The sequence below is a fragment of the Pseudomonas sp. TSRC2-2 genome (assembly GCF_049897785.1).
Lineage (GTDB): Bacteria > Pseudomonadota > Gammaproteobacteria > Pseudomonadales > Pseudomonadaceae > Aquipseudomonas.
Window position 1 is genome coordinate 100,865 of sequence record NZ_JAFCWZ010000001.1, and the last position, 21,972, is coordinate 122,836.

Annotated in this window: 22 protein-coding genes; 9 read left to right on the plus strand and 13 right to left on the minus strand. The window is 58.5% G+C overall.

What is annotated here, in order from left to right; all coding sequences use genetic code 11:
- Positions 1–53: 53 nt before the first annotated feature.
- The 4 genes from fmt (at position 54) to ACP7D9_RS00515 (ending at position 4,184) form a co-directional block, all read left to right on the plus strand.
- Entirely contained in the window at positions 54–1,013 is a 960-nt protein-coding gene (gene fmt / locus ACP7D9_RS00500; RefSeq protein WP_426155004.1) for a methionyl-tRNA formyltransferase, read from the plus strand.
- Positions 1,010–2,320, plus strand: coding sequence for a 16S rRNA (cytosine(967)-C(5))-methyltransferase RsmB (gene rsmB / locus ACP7D9_RS00505; protein ID WP_426155006.1), 1,311 nt, complete (start codon positions 1,010–1,012; stop codon positions 2,318–2,320). The genes fmt and rsmB overlap by 4 nt, the downstream gene beginning before the upstream one ends.
- Positions 2,321–2,342: 22 nt before the next feature.
- A complete protein-coding gene (gene trkA, locus ACP7D9_RS00510; protein WP_016772381.1) occupies positions 2,343–3,719 on the plus strand; it encodes a Trk system potassium transporter TrkA in 1,377 nt (458 codons plus the stop codon).
- Positions 3,720–3,869: 150 nt separating this feature from the next.
- Positions 3,870–4,184 carry a tetratricopeptide repeat protein gene (locus ACP7D9_RS00515; protein WP_313000383.1) on the plus strand — a complete coding sequence of 105 codons (315 nt, stop codon included), beginning with the start codon at positions 3,870–3,872 and terminating at the stop codon, positions 4,182–4,184.
- Positions 4,185–4,241: 57 nt separating this feature from the next.
- On the opposite strand, the gene ACP7D9_RS00520 is transcribed toward ACP7D9_RS00515, so the two are convergent.
- Both ACP7D9_RS00520 and tag read right to left on the minus strand, forming a co-directional pair.
- A complete protein-coding gene (locus ACP7D9_RS00520; protein WP_016772383.1) occupies positions 4,242–5,129 on the minus strand; it encodes a lysophospholipid acyltransferase in 888 nt (295 codons plus the stop codon).
- Positions 5,130–5,170: 41 nt separating this feature from the next.
- The gene (gene tag / locus ACP7D9_RS00525) at positions 5,171–5,728 is read right to left on the minus strand and encodes a DNA-3-methyladenine glycosylase I (RefSeq protein ID WP_426155009.1); all 558 of its coding nucleotides are present in this window, start codon (positions 5,726–5,728) and stop codon (positions 5,171–5,173) included.
- Positions 5,729–5,809: 81 nt separating this feature from the next.
- Between tag and glyQ the strand changes: the two genes are divergently transcribed.
- The 4 genes from glyQ to ACP7D9_RS00545 all read left to right on the plus strand — a co-directional run bounded on the left by glyQ (position 5,810) and on the right by ACP7D9_RS00545 (position 10,221).
- Entirely contained in the window at positions 5,810–6,763 is a 954-nt protein-coding gene (glyQ, locus tag ACP7D9_RS00530; RefSeq protein ID WP_003187265.1) for a glycine--tRNA ligase subunit alpha, read from the plus strand.
- The gene (gene glyS, locus ACP7D9_RS00535; protein WP_101159709.1) at positions 6,760–8,814 is read left to right on the plus strand and encodes a glycine--tRNA ligase subunit beta; all 2,055 of its coding nucleotides are present in this window, start codon (positions 6,760–6,762) and stop codon (positions 8,812–8,814) included. The genes glyQ and glyS overlap by 4 nt, the downstream gene beginning before the upstream one ends.
- A gap of 4 nt (positions 8,815–8,818) precedes the next feature.
- Positions 8,819–9,358: a D-glycero-beta-D-manno-heptose 1,7-bisphosphate 7-phosphatase gene (gene gmhB, locus ACP7D9_RS00540; protein ID WP_426155011.1), complete on the plus strand. Its 540-nt coding sequence runs from the start codon at positions 8,819–8,821 to the stop codon at positions 9,356–9,358.
- An 83-nt stretch (positions 9,359–9,441) separates the two neighbouring features.
- On the plus strand, positions 9,442–10,221 hold the full coding sequence (locus ACP7D9_RS00545; RefSeq protein ID WP_101159711.1) for a lysophospholipid acyltransferase family protein: 780 nt from the start codon (positions 9,442–9,444) through the stop codon (positions 10,219–10,221).
- A 167-nt stretch (positions 10,222–10,388) separates the two neighbouring features.
- Here ACP7D9_RS00545 and ACP7D9_RS00550 read toward each other — a convergent pair whose 3' ends face one another.
- The gene (locus ACP7D9_RS00550; RefSeq protein ID WP_426155013.1) at positions 10,389–11,924 is read right to left on the minus strand and encodes an ATP-binding protein; all 1,536 of its coding nucleotides are present in this window, start codon (positions 11,922–11,924) and stop codon (positions 10,389–10,391) included.
- 164 nt (positions 11,925–12,088) lie between these two features.
- On the opposite strand from ACP7D9_RS00550, the gene ACP7D9_RS00555 reads away from it, so the two are divergent.
- Complete coding sequence (locus ACP7D9_RS00555) at positions 12,089–12,808, plus strand: response regulator transcription factor (RefSeq protein ID WP_313000372.1); 720 nt, start codon at positions 12,089–12,091, stop codon at positions 12,806–12,808.
- A gap of 542 nt (positions 12,809–13,350) precedes the next feature.
- Here ACP7D9_RS00555 and ACP7D9_RS00560 read toward each other — a convergent pair.
- From ACP7D9_RS00560 to ACP7D9_RS00605, 10 genes are all read right to left on the minus strand, one after another.
- Positions 13,351–14,169, minus strand: coding sequence for an AraC family transcriptional regulator (locus ACP7D9_RS00560; protein ID WP_178081216.1), 819 nt, complete (start codon positions 14,167–14,169; stop codon positions 13,351–13,353).
- 166 nt (positions 14,170–14,335) lie between these two features.
- Positions 14,336–15,319 carry a quinone oxidoreductase family protein gene (locus tag ACP7D9_RS00565; RefSeq protein WP_426155016.1) on the minus strand — a complete coding sequence of 328 codons (984 nt, stop codon included), beginning with the start codon at positions 15,317–15,319 and terminating at the stop codon, positions 14,336–14,338.
- Entirely contained in the window at positions 15,316–15,912 is a 597-nt protein-coding gene (locus ACP7D9_RS00570) for a LysE family transporter (RefSeq protein ID WP_426155018.1), read from the minus strand. The genes ACP7D9_RS00565 and ACP7D9_RS00570 overlap by 4 nt, the downstream gene beginning before the upstream one ends.
- 20 nt (positions 15,913–15,932) lie before the next feature.
- A complete protein-coding gene (locus ACP7D9_RS00575; RefSeq protein WP_426155020.1) occupies positions 15,933–16,676 on the minus strand; it encodes a thioesterase II family protein in 744 nt (247 codons plus the stop codon).
- A complete protein-coding gene (locus ACP7D9_RS00580) occupies positions 16,669–17,061 on the minus strand; it encodes a cupin domain-containing protein (protein WP_313000358.1) in 393 nt (130 codons plus the stop codon). The genes ACP7D9_RS00575 and ACP7D9_RS00580 overlap by 8 nt, the downstream gene beginning before the upstream one ends.
- Position 17,062: 1 nt before the next feature.
- The gene (locus ACP7D9_RS00585) at positions 17,063–17,677 is read right to left on the minus strand and encodes a LysE family translocator (protein WP_101159718.1); all 615 of its coding nucleotides are present in this window, start codon (positions 17,675–17,677) and stop codon (positions 17,063–17,065) included.
- A 17-nt stretch (positions 17,678–17,694) separates the two neighbouring features.
- Positions 17,695–19,128, minus strand: a complete 1,434-nt coding sequence (locus tag ACP7D9_RS00590) for a class I tRNA ligase family protein (protein ID WP_157830913.1) — start codon at positions 19,126–19,128, stop codon at positions 17,695–17,697.
- Positions 19,129–19,181: 53 nt separating this feature from the next.
- Complete coding sequence (locus ACP7D9_RS00595) at positions 19,182–19,412, minus strand: acyl carrier protein (RefSeq protein ID WP_101159720.1); 231 nt, start codon at positions 19,410–19,412, stop codon at positions 19,182–19,184.
- The gene (locus ACP7D9_RS00600) at positions 19,406–20,377 is read right to left on the minus strand and encodes a chlorinating enzyme (protein ID WP_313000352.1); all 972 of its coding nucleotides are present in this window, start codon (positions 20,375–20,377) and stop codon (positions 19,406–19,408) included. Before ACP7D9_RS00600 ends, ACP7D9_RS00595 begins: the two co-directional genes overlap by 7 nt.
- A gap of 37 nt (positions 20,378–20,414) precedes the next feature.
- On the minus strand, positions 20,415–21,965 hold the full coding sequence (locus tag ACP7D9_RS00605) for an amino acid adenylation domain-containing protein (protein ID WP_426155024.1): 1,551 nt from the start codon (positions 21,963–21,965) through the stop codon (positions 20,415–20,417).
- Between the last annotated feature and the right edge of the window lie 7 nt (positions 21,966–21,972).

Sequence of the window (21,972 nt, forward strand, 5' to 3'; positions counted from 1 at the left end):
CCTCTTCAAAGGCTTGCTGCGGCAAGCCTTTTTCTTTTTATGAGACGCCTTTCATGACTGAGCCACTGCGCATTGTTTTTGCCGGTACCCCGGAATTCGCCGCCGAGCACCTCAAGGCTCTGCTGAGCAGCCCGTACGAGATCGTGGCGGTCTACACCCAGCCGGATCGGCCGGCCGGCCGCGGGCAAAAACTGATGCCGAGCCCGGTCAAACAACTCGCTCTGGAGAATAATATCCAGGTGTTGCAGCCGCCGACCTTGCGCAATGCCGACGCTCAGGCGGAACTGGCCGCGCTGAAACCGGACTTGATGGTGGTGGTCGCCTACGGCCTGATCCTGCCGCAAGCGGTGCTGGATATTCCGCGTCTGGGTTGCATCAACAGTCATGCGTCGCTGCTGCCACGCTGGCGCGGTGCGGCGCCGATTCAGCGCGCCGTCGAACACGGCGATGCCGAAAGCGGTGTGACCGTGATGCGCATGGAAGCCGGACTCGACACCGGGCCGATGCTGCTCAAGGTTGTCACCCCGATCAGCGCCGATGACACTGGCGGCACACTGCATGATCGCCTCGCCGAAATGGGTCCGCCCGCCGTGGTCCAGGCAATTGCCGGCCTCGCTGCGGGCACCCTGGAAGGCGAAGTGCAGAACGACGAACTCGCCACCTATGCGCACAAACTGAACAAAGATGAAGCACGCATCGACTGGAGCCGTCCGGCGGCAGAGCTGGAACGTCTGGTTCGCGCCTTCAACCCATGGCCGATCACCCACAGCACGCTCAATGGCGAAGCGTTGAAAGTGCTGGCCGCGAAAGTCGCCGACGGCACTGGCGCTCCGGGTGAAATCCTCAGCGCCAGCAAGGACGGCCTGATCGTCGCCTGCGGTGCACAAGCGCTGTGCCTGACTCGTCTGCAACTGCCCGGTGGCAAAGCGCTGAACTTCAGCGACCTGTTCAACAGCCGCCGCGAGAAATTCGCCGTCGGCAGCGTGCTGGGTGCAGCGGTGGACGCGCAATGAATCCACGTCTGGCCGCCGCCAAGGCACTCGCCGCCGTGCTCAGCGGCAAGGCTTCGCTGAACAGCTCCCTGCCCCCGCAGCTGGACAAGGTCGAGGATCGCGATCGCGGTTTCACTCAGGATCTGGCCTTTGGCAGTGCACGCTGGCAGCCACGCCTGTCGGCATTGGCAGAGAAGCTTTTGCAGAAACCGTTCAAGTCTGCCGACGCCGATGTCGAGGCGCTGCTGCTGGTCGGTCTTTACCAGTTGCTCTACACCCGCGTACCGGCTCACGCCGCCATCGGTGAGACCGTCGGTTGCGCCGACAAGCTGAAAAAACCCTGGGCCAAAGGCCTGCTCAACGCCGTGCTGCGCAATGCCCAGCGCGAAAGCGAGACGATTTTCGCCGAACTCGAACGCGACCCGGTGGTGCGCACGGCGCACCCGCGCTGGCTGCAAAAATCCCTCAAGGCGTTCTGGCCGCAGCAGTGGGAAGCCATCTGTGCAGCGAACAACGCGCATCCGCCGATGATCCTGCGGGTCAACCGCCGCCATCACAGCCGCGACGCCTACCTCGCGCTGCTGAACGATGCCGGAATCGCCGCGACACCTTGCGAATACAGCCGCGACGGCATCGTCCTCGAAGCCGCCGCCGATGTGCGCAGCCTGCCGGGTTTCGCCGAGGGCTGGATCAGTGTGCAGGACGAAGCCGCGCAACTGGCCGCCGACCTGCTCGACCTGGCGCCCGGCCAACGCGTGCTCGACGCCTGCTGCGCGCCCGGCGGCAAGACTTGCCATATCCTCGAAGCCGAACCGGCGCTGGCCGGCGTGGTGGCGGTGGATCTGGAGGCCAAGCGTCTGGTGCGGGTGAAGGAAAACCTTGAACGCCTGGGCCTGAGCGCTGAGCTGATCGCCGCCGATGGCCGCGACACGGCGAAATGGTGGGATGGCAAACCGTTCCAGCGCATCCTGCTCGATGCACCGTGCTCGGCCACCGGGGTGATCCGTCGCCATCCGGACATCAAACTGACCCGCCAGCCCGACGACATCGTCGCCCTCGCACAACTGCAAGGCGAGTTGCTCGACGCCATGTGGAAAACCCTCGAAGTCGGCGGCATCCTGCTCTACGCCACCTGCTCGACATTGCCGACGGAAAACACTGAGGTGATCGCTGCGTTCCTCGAGCGCACCCCCGGTGCCCGCGAACTGGATCTGGCCACTGCGGCCGGCATCAAACAGCCCCATGGTCGCCAACTGCTGGCCCAGCAGGGCGGCCATGACGGGTTCTACTACGCCAAGCTGATCAAGATCGCTGCCGCACGCAGCTAAACGGATTCAACGGAGTGACTGGATGAAAATCATCATCCTCGGTGCAGGACAGGTCGGCGGTTCGCTGGCCGAACATCTGGCCAGCGAGGCCAACGACATCACCGTGGTCGACACCGACGGCGAGCGCCTGCGCGACCTCGGTGACCGCCTCGACATCCGCACGGTTCAGGGCCGGGGCTCGCTGCCCTCGGTGCTGCGACAGGCCGGTGCCGACGACGCCGACATGCTGGTCGCGGTGACCAACAGCGACGAGACCAACATGGTCGCCTGTCAGGTCGCGCACACGCTGTTCCACACCCCGACCAAAATCGCCCGGGTGCGCGAAGCGTCGTACCTCAATCGCGAGGAACAGCTGTTCCAGAACGAAGCGATTCCGGTCGACGTGCTGATCAGTCCCGAGCAGGTCGTGACCAATTACATCAAGCGTCTGATCCAGCATCCCGGCGCCTTGCAGGTGATCGACTTCGCCGAAGGCGCGGCGCAGCTGGTGGCGGTGCGCGCCTATTACGGCGGGCCGCTGGTCGGCCAGCAACTGCGCCAGTTACGCGAGCACATGCCAAACGTCGAAACCCGCGTGGCGGCGATCTTCCGCCGTGACCGGCCGATCCTGCCGCAGGGCGACACGGTGATCGAGGCCGACGACGAAGTGTTCTTCATCGCCGCCCGTGAGGATATTCGCGCGGTGATGAGCGAAATGCGCCGCCTCGACGAAACCTACAAACGCATCGTCATCGCCGGTGGCGGGCAGATCGGCGAACGCCTGGCCGAGGCCATCGAAAGCCGTTATCAGGTGAAGATCATCGAGATGAGCCCGGCGCGCTGCCGCTACCTCTCCGACACCCTCGACAGCACCGTGGTGCTTCAGGGCAGCGCCTCGGACCGCGATCTGCTGCTGGAGGAGAACATCGCCGACGCCGATATCTTCCTCGCCCTGACCAACGATGACGAAGCCAACATCATGTCGTCGCTGCTGGCGAAACGGCTGGGGGCAAAGAAGGTCATGACGATCATCAACAATCCGGCTTACGTCGACCTGATTCAGGGCGGCGACATCGACATCGCCATCAGCCCGCAACTGGCGACCATCGGCACCCTGCTCGCCCACGTACGCCGAGGCGATATCGTCAGCGTGCACTCACTGCGGCGCGGCGCGGCGGAAGCGATCGAGGCGATTGCCCACGGTGATGCGAAGTCGAGCAAGGTCATCGGCAAGCCGATCGAAAAGATCGGCCTGCCGCCGGGCACTACCATCGGCGCGGTGATTCGCAACGAGAAAGTGATCATTGCCCACGACGACACGGTGATCGAAGCGGGCGACCATGTGATTCTGTTCCTTGTGGACAAGAAGCATATTCGCGATGTGGAGAAGCTGTTTCATGTGGGGTTGAGCTTTTTCTGACCTGAAAACAACGTTGCCCGAGATGGCCCCTTCGCGAGCAAGCCCGCTCCCACCTTTGGAATGCGTTGCCCTGTGGGAGCAGGCTTGCTCGCGAAAGGGGTATTGCTGAGCAAGACTCACCTCTGACACACCGCAGAAAGGAACGCGCCTATGCTCGAATCCCTAGAAAAAATGCTCGCCAAAGGTGCGGATAACGCTCTGTTGCGTTTCGGCCTGGGCAAGGGTTATCTGGACTTGGGCGAAAACGCCAGGGCTGCCGAGCATTTCCAGCACTGCGTTACGTTCGACCCGAAGTACTCAGCAGCGTGGAAGTTACTGGGCAAGGCGCAGCTGGCGCTAGGCGATCACGCCGCTGCGCGTCAGGCCTGGGAGCAGGGCCTGGAAGCGGCCCGCGCCCACGGCGACAAACAGGCCGAAAAGGAAATGACCGTGTTTCTGAAGAAGCTCGAGCGGCAGGCGCCTTGAGCTACAGACAGCGCAAGGTGACGCCGTCTGCATCAGCCGCCAACCTGTCGCAGCGGCTCAGTACCAGCGCGCTTCGCCCGGCGGACGCTTCTTGAAGCGCTTCATGCTCCACATGTATTGGCTCGGATACGCCGCCACGTAACGCTCGACCACTTTGCTCATCGCCGCGCAGGACTCGGCGGTATCGGTGCTGTACATGGCTTCGGGTGCGGCTTCGAGGATCACTTTGTAGCCCGAGCCGTCAGGCAGGCGCAGAGCATGCAGGAACACGCCGACCGCTTTGCCGCCGGCCAACATGTTCGGCACGAATTTGCTGGTCAGTGCCTGAGTGGCGAAGAAGGGCACAAAGATCCCGGCGGATTCGGCCGGCTCCGGATCGGCGGGAATGCCCACGGCACCACCTTTGCGCACTTCCTTGATCACGCTGAGAATGCCTTCCTTGGTTGACGCGGCGACCTTGTTGCCCAATTGCACGCGCTGTTTTCGCAGCAATTCATCCACCGCCTTGAGCTTCGGCGGCCGATAGAAAATGATCGGTTTGCACTGGCTGCAGTAGAAGTGGTTGAGCACTTCCCAGTTGCCCAGATGGCTGGTGATGCCCACCACGCCTTTGCCCGAGGCCAGCGCCTCTTTCAATACGTCGAGGCCTTCGACTTCGCGGACCAGGTCGATCGAGCGCTGCGCCGGCCAGATCCACGCACAGGCGCTTTCGGTCAGCGACTTGCCGATGTCTTTCAGACTCTGGCCGACCAGACGCTCGCGCTCGGCCGCATCCATCTGTGGGAAACACTTGGCGAGGTTGATCCGCACCACGTCGCGGGAGCGGTTGGGGGTTTTCCACATGATCCAGCCAATCGCCGAACCCACGGCCTGCACGGCCCGCCATGGCAGCAGGGCAAACAGCCGCAGCGCGCCTACCAGCAAGGCGCCTTTAAACTTTTCCACAGGTCACTCCTGATCTTTGTGCTGTGCGCGAGGCGGGCATTCTAACCGGCGCTGACCAGCTGCGCGTAGCGGTCGCAGTCCTGGGTGTGGTCCATGACCATGCCCGAGGCCTGCATCAGCGCGTAGCAAATGGTCGGGCCGACGAACGTGAATCCGGCTTTTTTCAGCGCTTTGCTCATCGCCAGCGCTTGGGGGGTGATCGCCGGAACTTCGCTGCGATCCTTGAAGTGATTGATGATTGGCTGGTCGCCTACAAACGACCAGAGCAACGCCACCGGATCCTCCAGCGCCAGCCACGCCTGGGCATTACGCCGCGCGGCGTTGAGCTTGAGACGATTGCGGATGATCCCCGGATCGAGCATCAGTTCGTCGATTTCGGCGTCGCTCATCTGCGCGACACGCTGCACATCGAAGCCGAACAGCACCTGGCGATACCGCTCGCGCTTGCGCAGCACAGTGATCCACGACAGCCCGGCCTGGAACCCTTCGAGCAAAAGCAACTCGAACAAACCCTGCGCATCGCGTAGCGGCGTGCCCCACTCCTGATCGTGATAGGCCATGTACAGCGGATCTTCGGTACACCAAAAGCAGCGTGGCATAAGGCTCCAGGGGGCGTGCGCAGCAACGAATCGGGTATACTCCCGCTCTTTAAATCGCAGCCCAAGAAACAGGTGAATTTCGTGAGCCAGCCTACGCCAGCCGTGCGTACCTTCCAAGACTTGATCCTCGCGCTCCAGCAATACTGGGCCGAGCAAGGTTGTGTGGTACTTCAGCCCTACGATATGGAAGTAGGCGCCGGCACTTTCCACACCGCGACCTTCCTGCGCGCCATCGGCCCGGAAACCTGGAACGCCGCGTACGTGCAGCCAAGCCGCCGTCCGACTGACGGCCGCTACGGCGAAAACCCGAACCGTCTGCAGCACTACTACCAGTTCCAGGTGGTCCTGAAGCCGAACCCGGACAACTTCCAGGAACTGTACCTGGGCTCGCTCAAGCACGTCGGCCTCGACCCGCTGGTGCACGACATCCGCTTCGTCGAAGACAACTGGGAATCGCCGACCCTCGGCGCCTGGGGTCTGGGCTGGGAAGTCTGGCTCAACGGCATGGAAGTCACCCAGTTCACTTACTTCCAGCAGGCGGGCGGCATCGAGTGCTACCCGGTAACCGGCGAGATCACCTACGGTCTCGAGCGTCTGGCGATGTACCTGCAAGGCGTGGATTCGGTCTACGACCTGGTCTGGGCTGACGGCCCGTTCGGCAAAGTCACTTACGGCGACGTGTTCCACCAGAACGAAGTGGAGCAGTCCACTTACAACTTCGAACACGCCAACGTCGACAAACTGTTCGAACTGTTCGACTTCTATGAAAGCGAAGCCAAGCGCCTGATCGAGCTTGACCAGCCGCTGCCGTTGCCGAGCTATGAAATGGTGCTGAAGGCGTCGCACACCTTCAACCTGCTGGATGCGCGCCGGGCGATCTCGGTGACTGCGCGTCAGCAATATATTCTGCGCGTGCGCACCCTGGCGCGTTCCGTTGCGCAAGCCTATCTGCTGGCTCGCGCCAAGCTGGGCTTCCCGATGGCGACCCCGGACCTGCGTGACGAAGTACTGGCCAAGCTGGAGGCTGCACAATGAGTGCGCAAGATTTTCTGGTTGAACTGGGCACCGAAGAACTGCCACCCAAAGCTCTGAACACTCTGGCTGAAGCGTTCCTCGCCGGTATCGACAAGGGCCTGCAAGCCGCCGGCCTGAGCTACGAAAGCAAAACCGTCTATGCCGCGCCACGTCGTCTGGCCGTGCTGATCACTGCGCTGGCCACTCAGCAGCCGGATCGCAGCATCAACCTCGATGGCCCGCCACGTCAGGCCGCGTTCGACGCTGACGGCAATCCGACTCAGGCTGCCCTGGGTTTTGCCAAGAAGTGCGGCGTCGAGCTGAGCGAAATCGATCAGAGCGGGCCGAAACTGCGCTACAGCCAGAACATCGCTGGCAAGCCGACCGCGAGCCTGCTGCCGACCATCGTCGAAGATTCGCTGAACGACCTGCCGATCCCGAAACGCATGCGCTGGGGTGCGCGCAAGGAAGAATTCGTGCGTCCGACCCAATGGCTGGTGATGCTGCTCGGTGATCAGGTCATCGACTGCACGATCCTTGCGCAGAAGGCTGGCCGTGATTCCCGCGGTCACCGTTTCCACCATCCGGACGCCGTACGCATCGGTTCGCCGTCGAGCTACCTCGCCGACCTGCGTGCCGCTTACGTACTGGCCGATGCCAACGAGCGTCGCGAAATCATCAGCAAGCGCACCGAAGAACTGGCGACCCGTCAGGAAGGCACCGCGATCGTGCCGCCGGCGCTGCTCGACGAAGTGACCGCGCTGGTTGAATGGCCGGTGCCGCTGGTGTGCTCCTTCGAGGAGCGTTTCCTCGACGTACCGCAGGAAGCGCTGATCACCACCATGCAGGACAACCAGAAGTACTTCTGCCTGCTGGATGCCGACGGCAAGTTGCTGCCACGTTTCATTACCGTGGCCAACATCGAGAGCAAAGACCCGCAGCAGATCATCGCCGGTAACGAGAAAGTGGTTCGCCCACGTCTGACCGACGCCGAGTTCTTCTTCAAGCAGGACAAGAAGCAGAAGCTCGAAAATTTCAACCTGCGCCTGCAGAACGTGGTGTTCCAGGAAAAACTCGGCAGCGTCTACGACAAGGCCGAACGTGTTTCCAAACTGGCCGCCTACATTGCCGCGCGCATCGGCGGCAACGCCTCGTGGGCGGCCCGCGCCGGCCTGCTGTCGAAGTGCGACCTGGCCACCGAAATGGTCGGCGAGTTCCCGGAGATGCAAGGCGTCGCCGGTTACTACTACGCCCTCAATGACGGCGAGCCGCAGGATGTCGCGCTGGCATTGAACGAGCAGTACATGCCACGCGGTGCGGGTGCCGAATTGCCGGCGACCCTGACCGGTGCAGCTGTGGCCATCGCCGACAAGCTCGACACCCTGGTCGGCATCTTCGGTATCGGCATGCTGCCAACCGGCAGCAAAGACCCGTATGCCCTGCGTCGTGCCGCGCTGGGTGTGCTGCGTATCCTGATCGAAAAGAAACTCGATCTCGACCTGAACGACGCCGTGGCTTTCGCCGTGACTGCGTTCGGCGGCAAGGTCAAGGCTGCCGGCCTCAACGAAGCCGTGCTGGAATTCATCTTCGACCGTCTGCGGGCGCGCTATGAAGACGAAGGCGTGGACGTCGCCACTTACCTGTCGGTGCGTGCTCTGAAGCCAGGCTCGGCGCTGGACTTCGACCAGCGTGTACAAGCGGTGCAGGCCTTCCGCAAATTGCCGGAAGCAGCAGCGCTGGCGGCGGTGAACAAACGTGTGTCGAACCTGCTGAGCAAAGTCGAAGGCTCGGTGCCGACCGTGGTCGAGGCCAAGTATTTCGACAACGCCAACGAGTTCTCGCTGTACTCGGCGATCCAGCAAGCGGATCAGGCGGTTCAGCCAATGGCCGCGGCGCGTCAGTACAACGAGTCGCTGGCGCGCCTGGCAGCACTGCGCGAACCGGTCGACGCGTTCTTCGACGCGGTGATGGTCAATGCCGACGACGCCAATGTGCGGGCCAACCGTTACGCGCTGCTGGCACGTCTGCGAGGTCTTTTCCTCGGCGTTGCCGACATTTCGCTGCTGGGTTGAGGGATTGCTGTTGAAGCTGCTGATTCTCGATCGAGACGGGGTGATCAATTACGACTCCGATGCCTATATCAAGTCGGTAGAGGAGTGGATTCCGCTGCCCGGCTCGATCGAAGCGATCGCGCAGTTGAGCAAGGCTGGCTGGACGGTGGCGGTGGCCACCAACCAGTCAGGCATTGCTCGTGGCTATTACGACCTCGCCACCCTCGAGGCCATGCACGCGCGCCTGCGCGAGCTGGTCGCGGAGCAGGGCGGTGAAGTTGGCTTGATCGTGTACTGCCCGCATGGCCCGGACGAAGGTTGCGATTGCCGCAAACCGAAACCCGGAATGCTCAAAGCCATTGCCACGCATTACACGGTGCCGTTGACCAACGTCTGGTTTGTGGGCGACAGCCTTGGTGACCTGGAGGCCGCCAAAGCCGTCGATTCACAGCCAGTTTTGGTGAAGACCGGAAAAGGCGAAAAGACTCAGGGCAAAACCCTGCCGGTTGGCACACTGATTTTTGACGATCTGGCGGCGATTGCCGCAGAACTTATCCACAACTAGAGTACTTCTGAATTTCCTGGCCAGGGATTGCTCGGGAGTGCGCTTGAACAGTCGGGCATTGCCCCGTAACGGTAACCGTCGCCATGTCGATACTGCGGGCCTTCAGAATTTTTCTTTTTTATCTGCTGCTGGGCACAACAGCGTTGCTGTGGTGCAGCCTGAGCTTTTTCATCGCGCCTTTTCTGTCCTTCAAGGCGCGTTATCGTTTCATCAACGTGTATTGGTGCCGTTGCGCCCTGTGGCTGACCAAGGTGTTCCTGGGCATCCGCTACGAAATCAAAGGCGCGCAAAACGTGCCAGACCGGCCCTGCGTGATTCAATCGAACCACCAAAGCACTTGGGAGACATTCTTTCTCTCCGCTTATTTCTCGCCATTGAGCCAAGTGCTCAAGCGCGAATTGCTTTATGTGCCGTTCTTTGGCTGGGCCATGGCCATGTTGCGCCCGATCGCCATCGACCGCGACAACCCCAAAGCCGCACTCAAACAAGTGGCGGCCAAAGGCGACGAGCTGCTCAAGGACAACGTCTGGGTGCTGATTTTCCCGGAAGGCACCCGAGTCCCTTACGGTACCGTCGGCAAATTCTCCCGCAGTGGCAGCGCATTGGCAGTGAATGCGGCACTTCCAGTGCTGCCGATTGCACACAATGCCGGCAAATTCTGGCCGAAAATCGGCTGGGGCAAACAGGCTGGAGTGATCACCGTAGTCATCGGCGAACCGATGTACGCCGAAGGCAGCGGGCCGCGCGCCATTGCAGATCTGAATGACCGTGTACAAGCGTGGAACGAGAAAACCCAACGCGAAATGGGCTCACTGCCCCCGGCGCCCCAGGCACCGGTCGCGAACGATCGACTGGCTGTCTGATTTTTGTGGATAACCTGTGTACGCTTTCGTCGCAATTGGCCGCAATCGCTCCATAACTTACTGATTTTTCTCTATATTTCTAAATCGAAAAGTTAGGCTGAATCCGTGCATAAGTTTTATTCGGATGTAAAAAAACCGGCTGTTATAGCCGGTTTTTTTGTGCCTCTTCATTCTGCAATCAGCGGCAAATCGATCCGGAACGTGGTGCCCGTATCAACCACGCTGTGGCACTCGATCACGCCACCATGATGATCAATAACAGCCTTGACCATCGACAGACCCAAGCCCACGCCGTCAATGCCCTGGGCCGAGGAGAAGCGTCGATACTGGCTGAACAGCTCAGGCAATTCATCGGCGGCAATTCCTTTGCCCTGATCCGTCAACTCGCAGCGCAGCCACTGCTCGTGACAACTGACCTTCAGTTGCACAATGCTGTCTGCCGGGCTGTACTTGATTGCGTTCTCCAGCAGGTTGAACAGGGCGCGCGTCAGCAAACCCTGATCGGCCAGAAGCAGCCGCTCCTGACATTCTTCATCGACCTGATTGAGCAGCTCGATGCCTTTCTGCTGTGCGATGGGCAGGGCTTGATCCAGTACGTCCAATACCAGCATCGCGAACAGCGTCGGTCGGAACTGGTAGGTTTCGGACTCGGCCCGTGCCAGCAGGACAAACCCATCGGTCAGATCCAGCGCGCGGCGAACCTGGCGCTCGATCTGCTCGAATAAAGGCGCATCGGCGCCCGCCTGGTGACGGTGGACATCGAGCAGAGCGAGGATGGCCGAATGAGGCGCGCGCAGGTCATGGGAAAGAAAGCGCAGCAGAACGCCGCGTTGTTCCTCGGCGGCACGTTCGGCACTCAAGTCCGTCAGGCTGAGCAACCAACCAATCGGCGTATCGCCGTCCACCGGCAGCAGCGCCGCTCTTTCGAGACGCAGACTGCGCTCCTTGTGATCGCGAAATTCCAGCAGCGCCAGCGTCGCCAGCGCCGGTCGCGGGGCTGTGGATAATTCCGGATAACCGAGCCGTGCCAGTTGATCGAGTACGTCATCGCCCACCAAGGGATCTTCGAACAACTCGCGCGCCTTGCGATTGCCCAGCAGGATCTTGCCCTGCGGATCGCTGATCAGCGTTGCCACCGGCAGATATTCCAGGCCATCGGCAATGAAGCGTCGGGTATCGCGGGTGCGGCTCATGGCTTGTTCGAGCGCCATGATCTGGCCCTGCAACCGGTCAGCGCCGGTGAAGCGGGTCCGGCGTCGCTCCGGGAAGACTTTCGGTTCGCTGTCCAGACGTGCCAGCTCCCAGCCGAAGTAGGTCAGCACCACACTCAGGCGCCGCCAGTTCCAGATCAGGTAACCGAACAACATGCCCAACGCCGCAGACGTGGGCGACCACCAGTAACGGATCTCGGCAAGCAGGGCGCTGCCAATCAGCGCACAGGCCATGCCGATCAAGGTCACCCACAGCGCCCAACGCGGGCGCCACAGCAATAACCCCAGCACACACGCGACCATCACCACCGACAACAGCGCGCCGAGCACCGGCGATGGATTGTGCAGATTGACCTGAGCGCGATAAGACAGCAAGGCAGTCAGCGGCAACAGCACCAGACTTATCCACAACCATTCCTGAACCAGCCGCCGGAACAGCCGCTGTACCTGGCTCGGCACACGACTTTCAGGTCGACGTTGAGGCTTATGCATGGCGCAAACGGCAGGGCAGGGTGGATGATTTCATAGGTCTCAGGTCTGAGGCTCGGACTCGAAGAATCATAGCGGACACCGACCATCGACGGGCCGCTTCTTTCATAGCGGCTGTAGAGTCGTTATTGTCGACATCCCAGCCCCAGCGACAAGGAACACCGCCGATGCGCGTTGCCATTCTGGACGACGAACCCGCCGAACTGCGCCGGGTCGAGCAGACCCTGGAGCAAATGGCCGAGGCTGGAGAACAGCCGTGGTCACTGCACAGCTTCGAGCGCGGCGAAGACTTGTTGCGCTATCTGCGCCGGGAGACGTTTGACCTGCTGATCCTCGACTGGCAACTTCCCGACCTCACAGGTCTGGCGCTGCTGCGCTGGACCCGCGAACACATGGACGCGCCACCGGCGGCGATCATGCTCACCAGCCGCGACGGCGAGAACGATATCGTTCAAGCCTTGAATGCCGGAGCGGACGACTATGTCAGCAAGCCGTTTCGCCCAAACGAGTTGAAGGCGAGGGTGGCAGCGGTATTGCGTCGGCATAGCCAGCCACGCAACGCGGCGGGAGAAGTACAGACGTTTCACGATCTGGCTTTTGACGACGCCGAGTTGACCGTCACTCGGGAAGGCAAACCGATCCTCATGACGGAGCGCGAATACCGGCTGGCGCGGTGTCTGTTCAGCAATCTGGGTCGGCCGTTGTCGCGGGACTATCTGTATGAACGCTTCTGGCCGAACGAAGAGACGACGTCCTCGCGGCCGCTGGATACGCACATCTACCGGCTGCGCAACAAGCTGGGGCTTACGGCGGATCGGGGTTGGCAGTTGCTGACGATTTATGGGTATGGGTATCGGTTGGAAAGTGTGGCAACCGGGAATGAATAAGCGGCAACGACCGGTAAGCTTATCAATCAAGGAGAAGGTTTCGAGGCACTGACTGTGCACGCCGAGATCAATCGGGCCGGACGCTTATTGGCTTGCGCCATGTGTAATAGAGAAATACCACGGCCAACAGGGTGAAGGGGACGGCAGTGACGGGAGCAAATCCTGAGACTATGTAGCCCGCTGTTCCACCTACGCCAATTGCCAATGCAAGAAAGAAGAAATCACTCTTTATATGTGAGCTTCGGATAACCCTTTTTAGCATCTTCGTTTTCCTCCGCGAAGTTATACATCGCGATACAGTGCGCGCCGCGTGAATATTGTTTTGGCAGTAGTGACGTCGCTCGACGACAAAGCCCCCCGATTACCGAAGCGTAGGAGAACTTTTAAATTCTGGTTGATTCCAGAGGAAGTGGAAGCTGTGGGGCACTGGCTGCGACTGCGACTGCAACAATTTCGCAATTTGTGCAGTCACCATTTGCGTGAGTATTCGCGAAATAACGGATCGAGAAAATCACAGTGCCCTCACACTCAGACTAACCGACTCAAATCAGATCTCTGTCCCTCGAGCGGCACCAGCGCGCAGGTGATACTCCGAATGCTTTTTTGAACTGCTTGGTCATATGGCTTTGATCAAAAAAACCTGCTTCAACCGAGGCTTCCACCAGCGACCTACCTGCAAAGATTGCGGCTTTTACTCGATCCAGTCGCCGCATTGTCAGGTAGCGGTGTGGACTTGTACCGAAGTAGACCCGATAGTCCTTGGATAAACTCCATTTGTCTCGCCCAGTACACTCGGCAAGATCATCCAGGCTGACTGGTTGCTGCAGATTATCGTTCATGTATTCACGAGCTCTATCGGCCGCCGTGAAACAACTGGCACCTGTAGCTGCACGCTCGCCACATACAGCCTGCAGCGTGGTGAAGAGTTGAAAGATAGCGTCATCTTCCTCCAGCGGATCAAGGGGGTCATCCAGCGCAGAGAGGATATTGTCAGTCGCAGCAGCGAACCGCGGATCATTTGAAATGCCCCCTTTCAGGAACGGCAGGGGCTTACCGTGCAGTACCTGTTGAGCCAGCTCTGGGGTGATATAGAGCATTCGATAACGGAACCCCGAATCGCTACCGGCATGGCCGTCATGCTCTTCATCGGGATGCAGGACAAGGGTTTCCCCTGGCAGGCTATTTCGATTTTCCCCACGATAGCGAAAGCTTTGCACGCCCGACAGCGTCCGGCCAATGGCGTAAGTGTCATGCCGATGAGGGTCAAAACCATGGGCGCTGAAAAATGCTTCCAACCGCTCGAGTTTTGAAGTGTGAGGCGAATGTCGTACCCAATCCTTTGGAGATGGAAGCTCAATCATGGCCGGTTCACCTGGCTTTTGAATATTCCTGACATAGTGCTGATCCTTAGCTGAATGGTCTAACGTCTGACGATTGGCAGGAAAACAAGCGTTTCCAGCTTTCAGAAAGCTAGCACCGCGCTGTCTTTTTTTGAAGAGCAGACTACTTCCCATCCGCAGCTTCAACCTAAGGTATGAGTACGATAGACCCCGTCGTGTTACGACTCTCCAACAACGCGTGTGCTCGCTCGGCTTCTGAAAGCGCAAAGGTAGTACCCACTCGAACCTTCATACCCTCACGCAGGCATTGGAAAAACTCTTCTGCAAGGCTTCGCAATACCGCCGAATCGCTGATGTAGTCGAACAATATGGGCCGACTGACCGTAAGTGACCCAGCGCGGGCCAGTTGCGCCAACGCCACGTTTTCAACGGGCCCTGATGAGTTGCCAAAACTGATGAGATGTCCGCATGGAGCAGTGGAGTCCAGCGAGGCCTGCCAGGTAGAGCGTCCGACTGAATCGTAGACGAATTTCGCCCCTTGAGCGCCTGTTAACTGCCGCGCCTGGTGAGCGATGTCTTCGCCAGCAAGGATCGTCGCCCAGGCTCCCGCCGAACGCGCCAATTGCGCCTTGGCTTCAGTTGAGACTACGCCTATCAGGCGGATGCCTTTGCGCTTGGCGTATTGGCATGCCAGCAAGCCCACACCGCCGGCTGCGGCATGAAAAAGAACCGTATCGCCGCTCTTCGGCTGACAGACCTTATTAAACAGGCAGATCGTTGTAAGCCCCTTCAGCAACCCGCCCGCGGCGGTTGTGAAACTGACATCGTCCGGCAGGTGAACCAGTCGAGTTTGATCTACACAGAGTTGCGTAGCATAAGCACCAAGCGACGATTGAACGTAAGCAACCCTGTCCCCGACCCGAAAGTGCGTCACATCCTCTGCGCATTCGATCACTGTACCGGCGCCCTCGGTTCCCAATCCTGAGGGCAATGCCGGAGGGGGATACAAGCCGGAGCGAAAATAGGTGTCGATAAAATTCACACCGATCGCCTGATTGCGGATTCTCACTTCTCCCGGGCACAACGGGTTGACGGTCGAAGACTGGTACTCAAGTACGGAAGGCGACCCGTGGGAATGGAAGATCACTCGTAATGCTTCATCAGTATTCATTCAAGGGCCGATAAGGTCAGGTAAATGGAAAACGAAAGCAGTGACAGCCCGATCAGCTTGGGCACGCAGAGTTGCATGGCATGGCTTGGTGCTGTCCGCACGACCTGCCCCAGCCAGGCCCAGGCAAGCCCGATCGGTACCACGATCAGGACAAAGGACAGCAGCGCCCAACTATAGAGTTGCGCCGTTCCATAAACTTCTCGTGGGAATACCACAGAGGCAAACAGGAGGGCCTTGGGATTAAGCAGCGTGGCGGTCAGCAGTGACTTTGGGCTCACTGCCGGGCGGCGGGACCCGCTCGCCATTAGCTTCGTTGTAGCAATGCGCGCAGCCAGGTAAGCGAGGTAAGCCGCGCACAGTAACTTCACGGCTGTTCCCACACCCGGGTACCGTGCGGATAACGCTATGAGTACGAACCCCCAGGCGCTGATTGCAATGCTGTAGCCCAACGCTTCAGTGGCGATCAGCGGCAAAGTTCTGGCTGGGCCGCAGGTGTAACCGGATGTCATCAGCAAAGTGTTGGTAGGGCCAGGCATCATCAAAATCAACGATGCACCTGTGGTGATGTTGAGAAACACGTGAATGAAATCCATTTCAAAGGCAATCCGTTGAGTTACAAGGCGATAAAATTTCGCAGGCTTTCCATGACCTTCGGCATGTTCTGACGAACGAAAAAGTGGTCGCCGGGAAACATTTGCTGGAAACAATTTCCCTTGGTTTTGCTGGACCATGCTTTTAAACCGGCGATCGGAACAGAAGGGTCGGCATCGCCGCCGATGGCAAGAACGGGTATCGAAACCGGATCAGCGTCAGCGAGATTGATGCTTTCTGAAAGGGCGAAGTCGCTACGCAGGGTCCTCAGGGCAATCGCACGTAAGCCCGGGTTTGCCGCAACTTCATGAGGAAGGCCTCCGAGCCCCATGATGTAGTCCATGAACTGCTCGTCAGTCATCGTTGATGAATGCAGTCGATCGGCGGGAGCTGCGGAACTTGCACACGCCGTAAGCGAGACTATCTGCGCATCGGGATAAAGAGTGTCGCAGTGAGTGGTGAATTTATGCGCGATGCCAGCTCCCAGGCTGTACCCGAACAGGTGCAATGGCAGATCAAACAGATCGCTGGCAGCCTGCATCAATGGCGGTAAAAGTTCATTGATATCGGTGATGAACGACTCGCCGAAACGTGCTTCCCGTCCCGGAAGCTGTATGGCGCAAACTTCAATTTGCGGGCCTAGTAGCGATTGCCAGTCTCTGTAGAACGAAGCGCTACCGCCGCCAAACGGAAAACAAAGCAATCGACTTTGAGCTGTCGGCTGCACGGTTCTCTGTAACCATCTGGTCGAGGATGGGCTACTCATCGTGCGCCTCGACCGGCTGCTCGAAATAGGCATTGCCATTCGCTGCGAACCAGTCGCGACGGGGCGGCGTAAACACGTCAAGGTCGACGGTGTCCTCCAGGCACTCTGCAGCGTGCGGAATATTGGCTGGAAAGTGCAGAACGTCTCCCGCGCACAAGATAGTGCTTTGTTCCATTTCCAGTCCGTAAGTGAAGCGGATTTTGCCTTTGAGGATATAAGTCATCTGTTCGTTGGGATGACTGTGATGCTTAACGATGGCGCCGGCCTTCATTGTCAGCTTGACCATCATCAATTCATTACCGCCGATGATCTGGCGGGCTATCAGGTCGCTCAACTGCTCTACCGGGACGGTGTCCCAATTGGTCACAGGCTGTTGCTTGTGCATGTCAGAGTCCTTGAGCATGAACGTAAAAGTCGTAGAGCATGAAGGCCGCGCAGATGGCCAGAGCGATGCCCATCAGTCGATTGAAGAAATTGAAGTAAGACTCCTTGGTGATTCGCTTGCCCAGCACTGCACCCAGCAACGAATAAATTCCCGGTGCGCCGGCGCCGCCCAAAGCGATCATGGTCGATACAACCGCGATGCTGATACCGGTGACATGGGCAGCCGGAAACATCACAGTCGTGATGGGCAGAACCACCATCATCCCTTTGGGATTCAACGCCTGGATCAAAAAGCCGTTCCAGAATGTCAGTGGTTTATCCGCCGCCTGTGTGTCTTCAGTTTTCCCGGGCAAAACCACTTTTGAGGTAAACACCTTGAACGCCAGGTACAAGGTGTAAAGCCCCCCGATGAGCGCCAGATAGGGCAGTACGGAACGAGAAATCAACGCTTCGCCCGTGTAACCAAAAATAAGGAACAACGCGAACATCGCGCAGCCTACGCCGATGAAAAACCCGACGGTGCGGCGAAACTGTCCGGTAAGTCCGGCGTTCAGGCCCATTACATTGACAGGGCCGGGGCTGTACATGACGCTGAACGCGTAGAGGAAGATTTCCATGTCGTGATCTCTTGTTTTCAGGCCGATTCAAGGCCAAATGTAGAAAGAATCGAGGTGTAAGCAGACTGATCAATGACTTCGTCATTAGCGACCATCTGCTTTTGCCATTGGTAGAAGGTCCGGAAGGCCGAGACGGGATCGCCCTGAGTCAGCGCGGTAGTCACTTGAGCGGGGGGCAGGGCGCCGTTCTCTCCCAAGCGAGTCGAAAGCTTCTGGCAACCATTGAGGAAGCTGTCGATCTGGTCGATTAACGCCTTGCGAATCACCAACACCTTTTCAGGTTCTTCGCCGACCAACAGCGCGAGATCCACCGCTGGATCGCCATCGCTGCGGCTACCGGCATACTCGACAGACTCGAGTAACGTTAGCGGGACAAACGCCTCCAGGCCACCCAAATCAAAGATCAGTCCGGCAAGCACGCCTATGTTTTTCTTCTGGATTGCCGCATCGACCTGAAGATGATCCGGCCGGTGTGTAACCGTGGTCACCGCAGCCTGAAAACTCGGACTGAAATCCACCCGAACGGGTAATCCTTGTGTGGCGTCCGGATGAAAAGTCCCGTATTGGGGACTCCAATACAGCTCAGCCCTGTCTGGTGAAGTTTGCTCGATTCGGGCAATCACTTCGCCAGGTATGCGTTTATCTTCATGCAACCGGGCACTACCCTTGCGCAGAAGGACGTTGATCGTGTTGTTGTGGACGTCCATCGCGGGCTTGCCATCAAGCCAACCGGTGCGGATGGCGAAACCAGCTTTCAGCACCGGCGGGGTTGGCATCGAGTGCTCATCGACCTGCGCATCAAGAGAAAGAGCAAAGCGAATCGGCAAACCGACCTGCCTGGCGAACTCAAGATCGGTCTTGTTGTGAGCAGGATTAACCAGAACGGCACCTGTACCGAAGTCGGGTTTCACCCAATCGGCGACCCACACGGACATCAGATCGCCAGTCAATGGATTGCGGACATAGGCACCGGTGAAATAATTGTCAGCATCGGGGCGTTCGGTCAGCCGTCGTGTGAACCAGTGATATTTGTGTACGGCGATGGCGCAGGCTGCCGTGCAGGAGCTCCAGTCCGTTACGAATACATCGATGGACTCTTGCGAATCGAACAGCTTCAGCGAACAAATTGCGCCTTGGGACTGACGCACACTTTTTCGAATTCGCGCGACGATCTTTTCCGACCAGAATGGAATCTGGGTCGAGATCTGCACCGCGGCATCGCTGGATGGGCCATAGAAGGCTTCGAATGAACCATCTTCGAGTGTATTGAAGTGCACTTGGCCGTTTTCCAGCAGCCGGTTCAGCTGCAGGCCCGCCTCGATCTTGTCGGCGGTGACCGGCGCGCATTGGGTTGCGCGGCTCATGAACGCGGCGAACAGCGAGCTGCGCTTGAAGCTCAAGTCGGCAGCGTCGCCGGTTTGTGGCTGCTCCAGCAATGCAAAGGTTTTCATCATCTTTTCTCCAGTTAAGCCGGTCCACGCAGCTGACGCAGACCGGCCCGGGGTTAGGCCGTTTGCTCGGTCAGCGTTGGTTGAATGGCCTTACTCAATTTGATAACCGAGGAGTTTCGGAACAGTGATTCCATGTTGATGTGAACTTTCAGATCGTCATGCAGTTGGCGTTGGATCTCGGCCATCATCAGGGAGTGACCACCTACGTCGAAGAAGTCCTCATCCACTTTCAGCTGCGGATAGTTCAGGACGTCTGCACAGATCTTGTGAATAGCGTTCAGCATGGAGTTTTCTCCTCTTTCGCAGAGAACGAGAACGCTTGCCCGCGGTTATTGGCGTTGCGAATTTTGTTGTGGTCGTAGGTGTCCTCACCGGAGACAAGCACCGTCGCGTAGTCGGCGAGGTCGAATGTTTCGCCGTGCGCGTTATACGTCTTCAGATCGGGATAAACCCGCACGTGGGTCGGAACATAGCGACCGGAAATGGCCAGGCGGGTCTGCCGTTCGGTGGTATTGTCATGAGAAGCGTGCGCGCAGGAGGCCGTGAAAATAACGCACTCGCCGGCTTGCAGTTCCATGTCCACAGGGTTCGCGCTTTCAGGGTCCCATGATGGATCGACCTTGAATTCAGAAAAGTCGTAACCGAAAAAACCGGTGTCGGTCTGGGTGTGCTGGTATTCACCGTTACGCCCCGTAGAGACGCTTTTCTTCTCGTCGTAGTAATACTTTTTATGCGAACCCGGCAGGAAACGCATACACGCAGTTTCCTTGGTTGCTGGTGTGAACGCGGTCCATACCGTCAGATCGATATAGGCATTCCAATCTGTCTGAGTCGGGACAATGAGCGGATTGCCATCGGTGTAGCTGTAGTCACGAACCTGATGCCATTCGGTACCCCGGCCGCCAGGAAACTTCGCGAACCATTCCGAGCGCCAGCACAGCAGATCGGCACCCAGAATGCCGCGAAGGTACTTCAGAATCGTTGGGTGCATGATGTGACGGGACAATTCGGGGATATCGAAATGTCGGTCATAGTTCATGTTGTTGTCGTAAAGAATGTGCGAACGATCATGGTTCGCAGCGCGTAGTGCGCGCAGGATTTCTGCCGCTTCATCCGGTTCGTAAAGTTTGATCGGACCAATGAAGCCATTCTTTTCGAAGAATTCAATATCCTTCTGAATGTCATCAGTGATCACCGCGCTTGCAGGTAATCCAGTCGTTGCAGATATTTTTTGATCCATCTGACTCATGTGATGCTTCCTTTTTTGGATGTTGCGTACGCTTGGTTCAGGCCAGGCTCAACAGAGCCTGCCGATCAATCTTGCCGTTCTGGGTAAGGGGAAACTTTTTGCACGCCACATAGCGGCGCGGATGCATGTGGCGGGGCAGAAGACGCCCGAGCCGATGACCGATATCGCGGATCGGTGGAAGTGCGTCAGCGGTCGCGACGAAGGCAGTCAGCTCGGGATCCTGGTCAGGTACGGCTTGAGTGTTCAGGACAATAGCGTCCTCGGCAGTTGGCAAGGCGTTGCGAACTCCGTTCTCGATCTCGGACAGATTCACCAGCATCCCTCGGATCTTGATCTGGTTATCCCGTCTTCCCAGACACACAGATTTGTCCTCAGACAGGTGCCGAGCGTAGTCACCGGTGAAGTACGCCCGCTGTAGGACGCCATCGATGGATATTTCCCGAAAGCGTTCTGCCTGCAGGGTCGAGTTGTTCAGATAGCCTCTGCCTACCCCAATGCCGGAGATCACGATTTGACCGATATCACCGATCGAAACCTGTCGGTCGTCGTCATCAAGTATGTCTACCCGGCAGTTACCGACGGGGCTTCCCATCGGAATGCCTTCAGCCAGATAGGACTCGTAGTTGGACATCGAATAGGACGTAGCCACATCGGTACACTCGGCGACACCATATTGGTGAATCAGCTTGCAGGCTGAGCCTTTTTTCCGCGCCCACTCCATCACCCGGGTGGCAGCCAGTGCTTCACCTCCGATGAACAAATGCCGTAGCGTCGCGAGACGATCACCCGCCTGGCCGGCCTGGATGATTACGTAGAGAGAACTTGGCGCCAGATGAATACTGCGAATCTGGTGACGCTCAATGAGGTCGACGATCTCGTACCCGTCGAACATGGCACTGCTCGTGAGTGAAATCGCCGCACCGCTGTACAGAGGCGTTACCAGGCTGCGCTGGGAAATGTCGAAACCGAATGCCGATACCAGGAGGCCGTTGGCTTCTTGGTCAAGGCGGTATTCGGCAACATGCCAACTGATCAGATTCGCCCAGCTGCGATGGGTGATCGCAACTGCTTTCGGAATACCTGTGGTGCCCGACGTGAATACGGTGTAGCAAAGATCATCTTCCTGGGCAGGCGACACCATCGCAGCGGCGCAAGGGGCTGCCGCCAGTTCCTGGCGCAAGGACTCGATCTCGACGACGGTAAGCGGCAAGTCCTGAAGCAGACCAGCGGCCTTTTCGGATGTAAAAATGAGTTTGAGGTTCGCCAACTGCTGAATCATCAAAGTCAGCCTGGAGGCGGGATTGGCGGTATCCAGTGGTACATAAGCGGCACCGCTTTTGAGAATGCCAATAATGCAGACCAGGGTTGAGACAGAGGGCTGAAGAAATATTCCGACGAGGTCTCCCGCTTGTATTCCTTGTTCACCGAGATAGCGAGCCAAAGCGCTGGTCTCGCGATCCAGTTGCGCGTAAGTCAGTGTTTCATAGGCACTGCGTACAGCAATCGCACCAGGTGTTTCAGTTGCCCAGTACGCTACCTTTTCATGAATCATGGGCGTGCGAAGACCCTGCTTATCAGTAACAGACATCGACTTA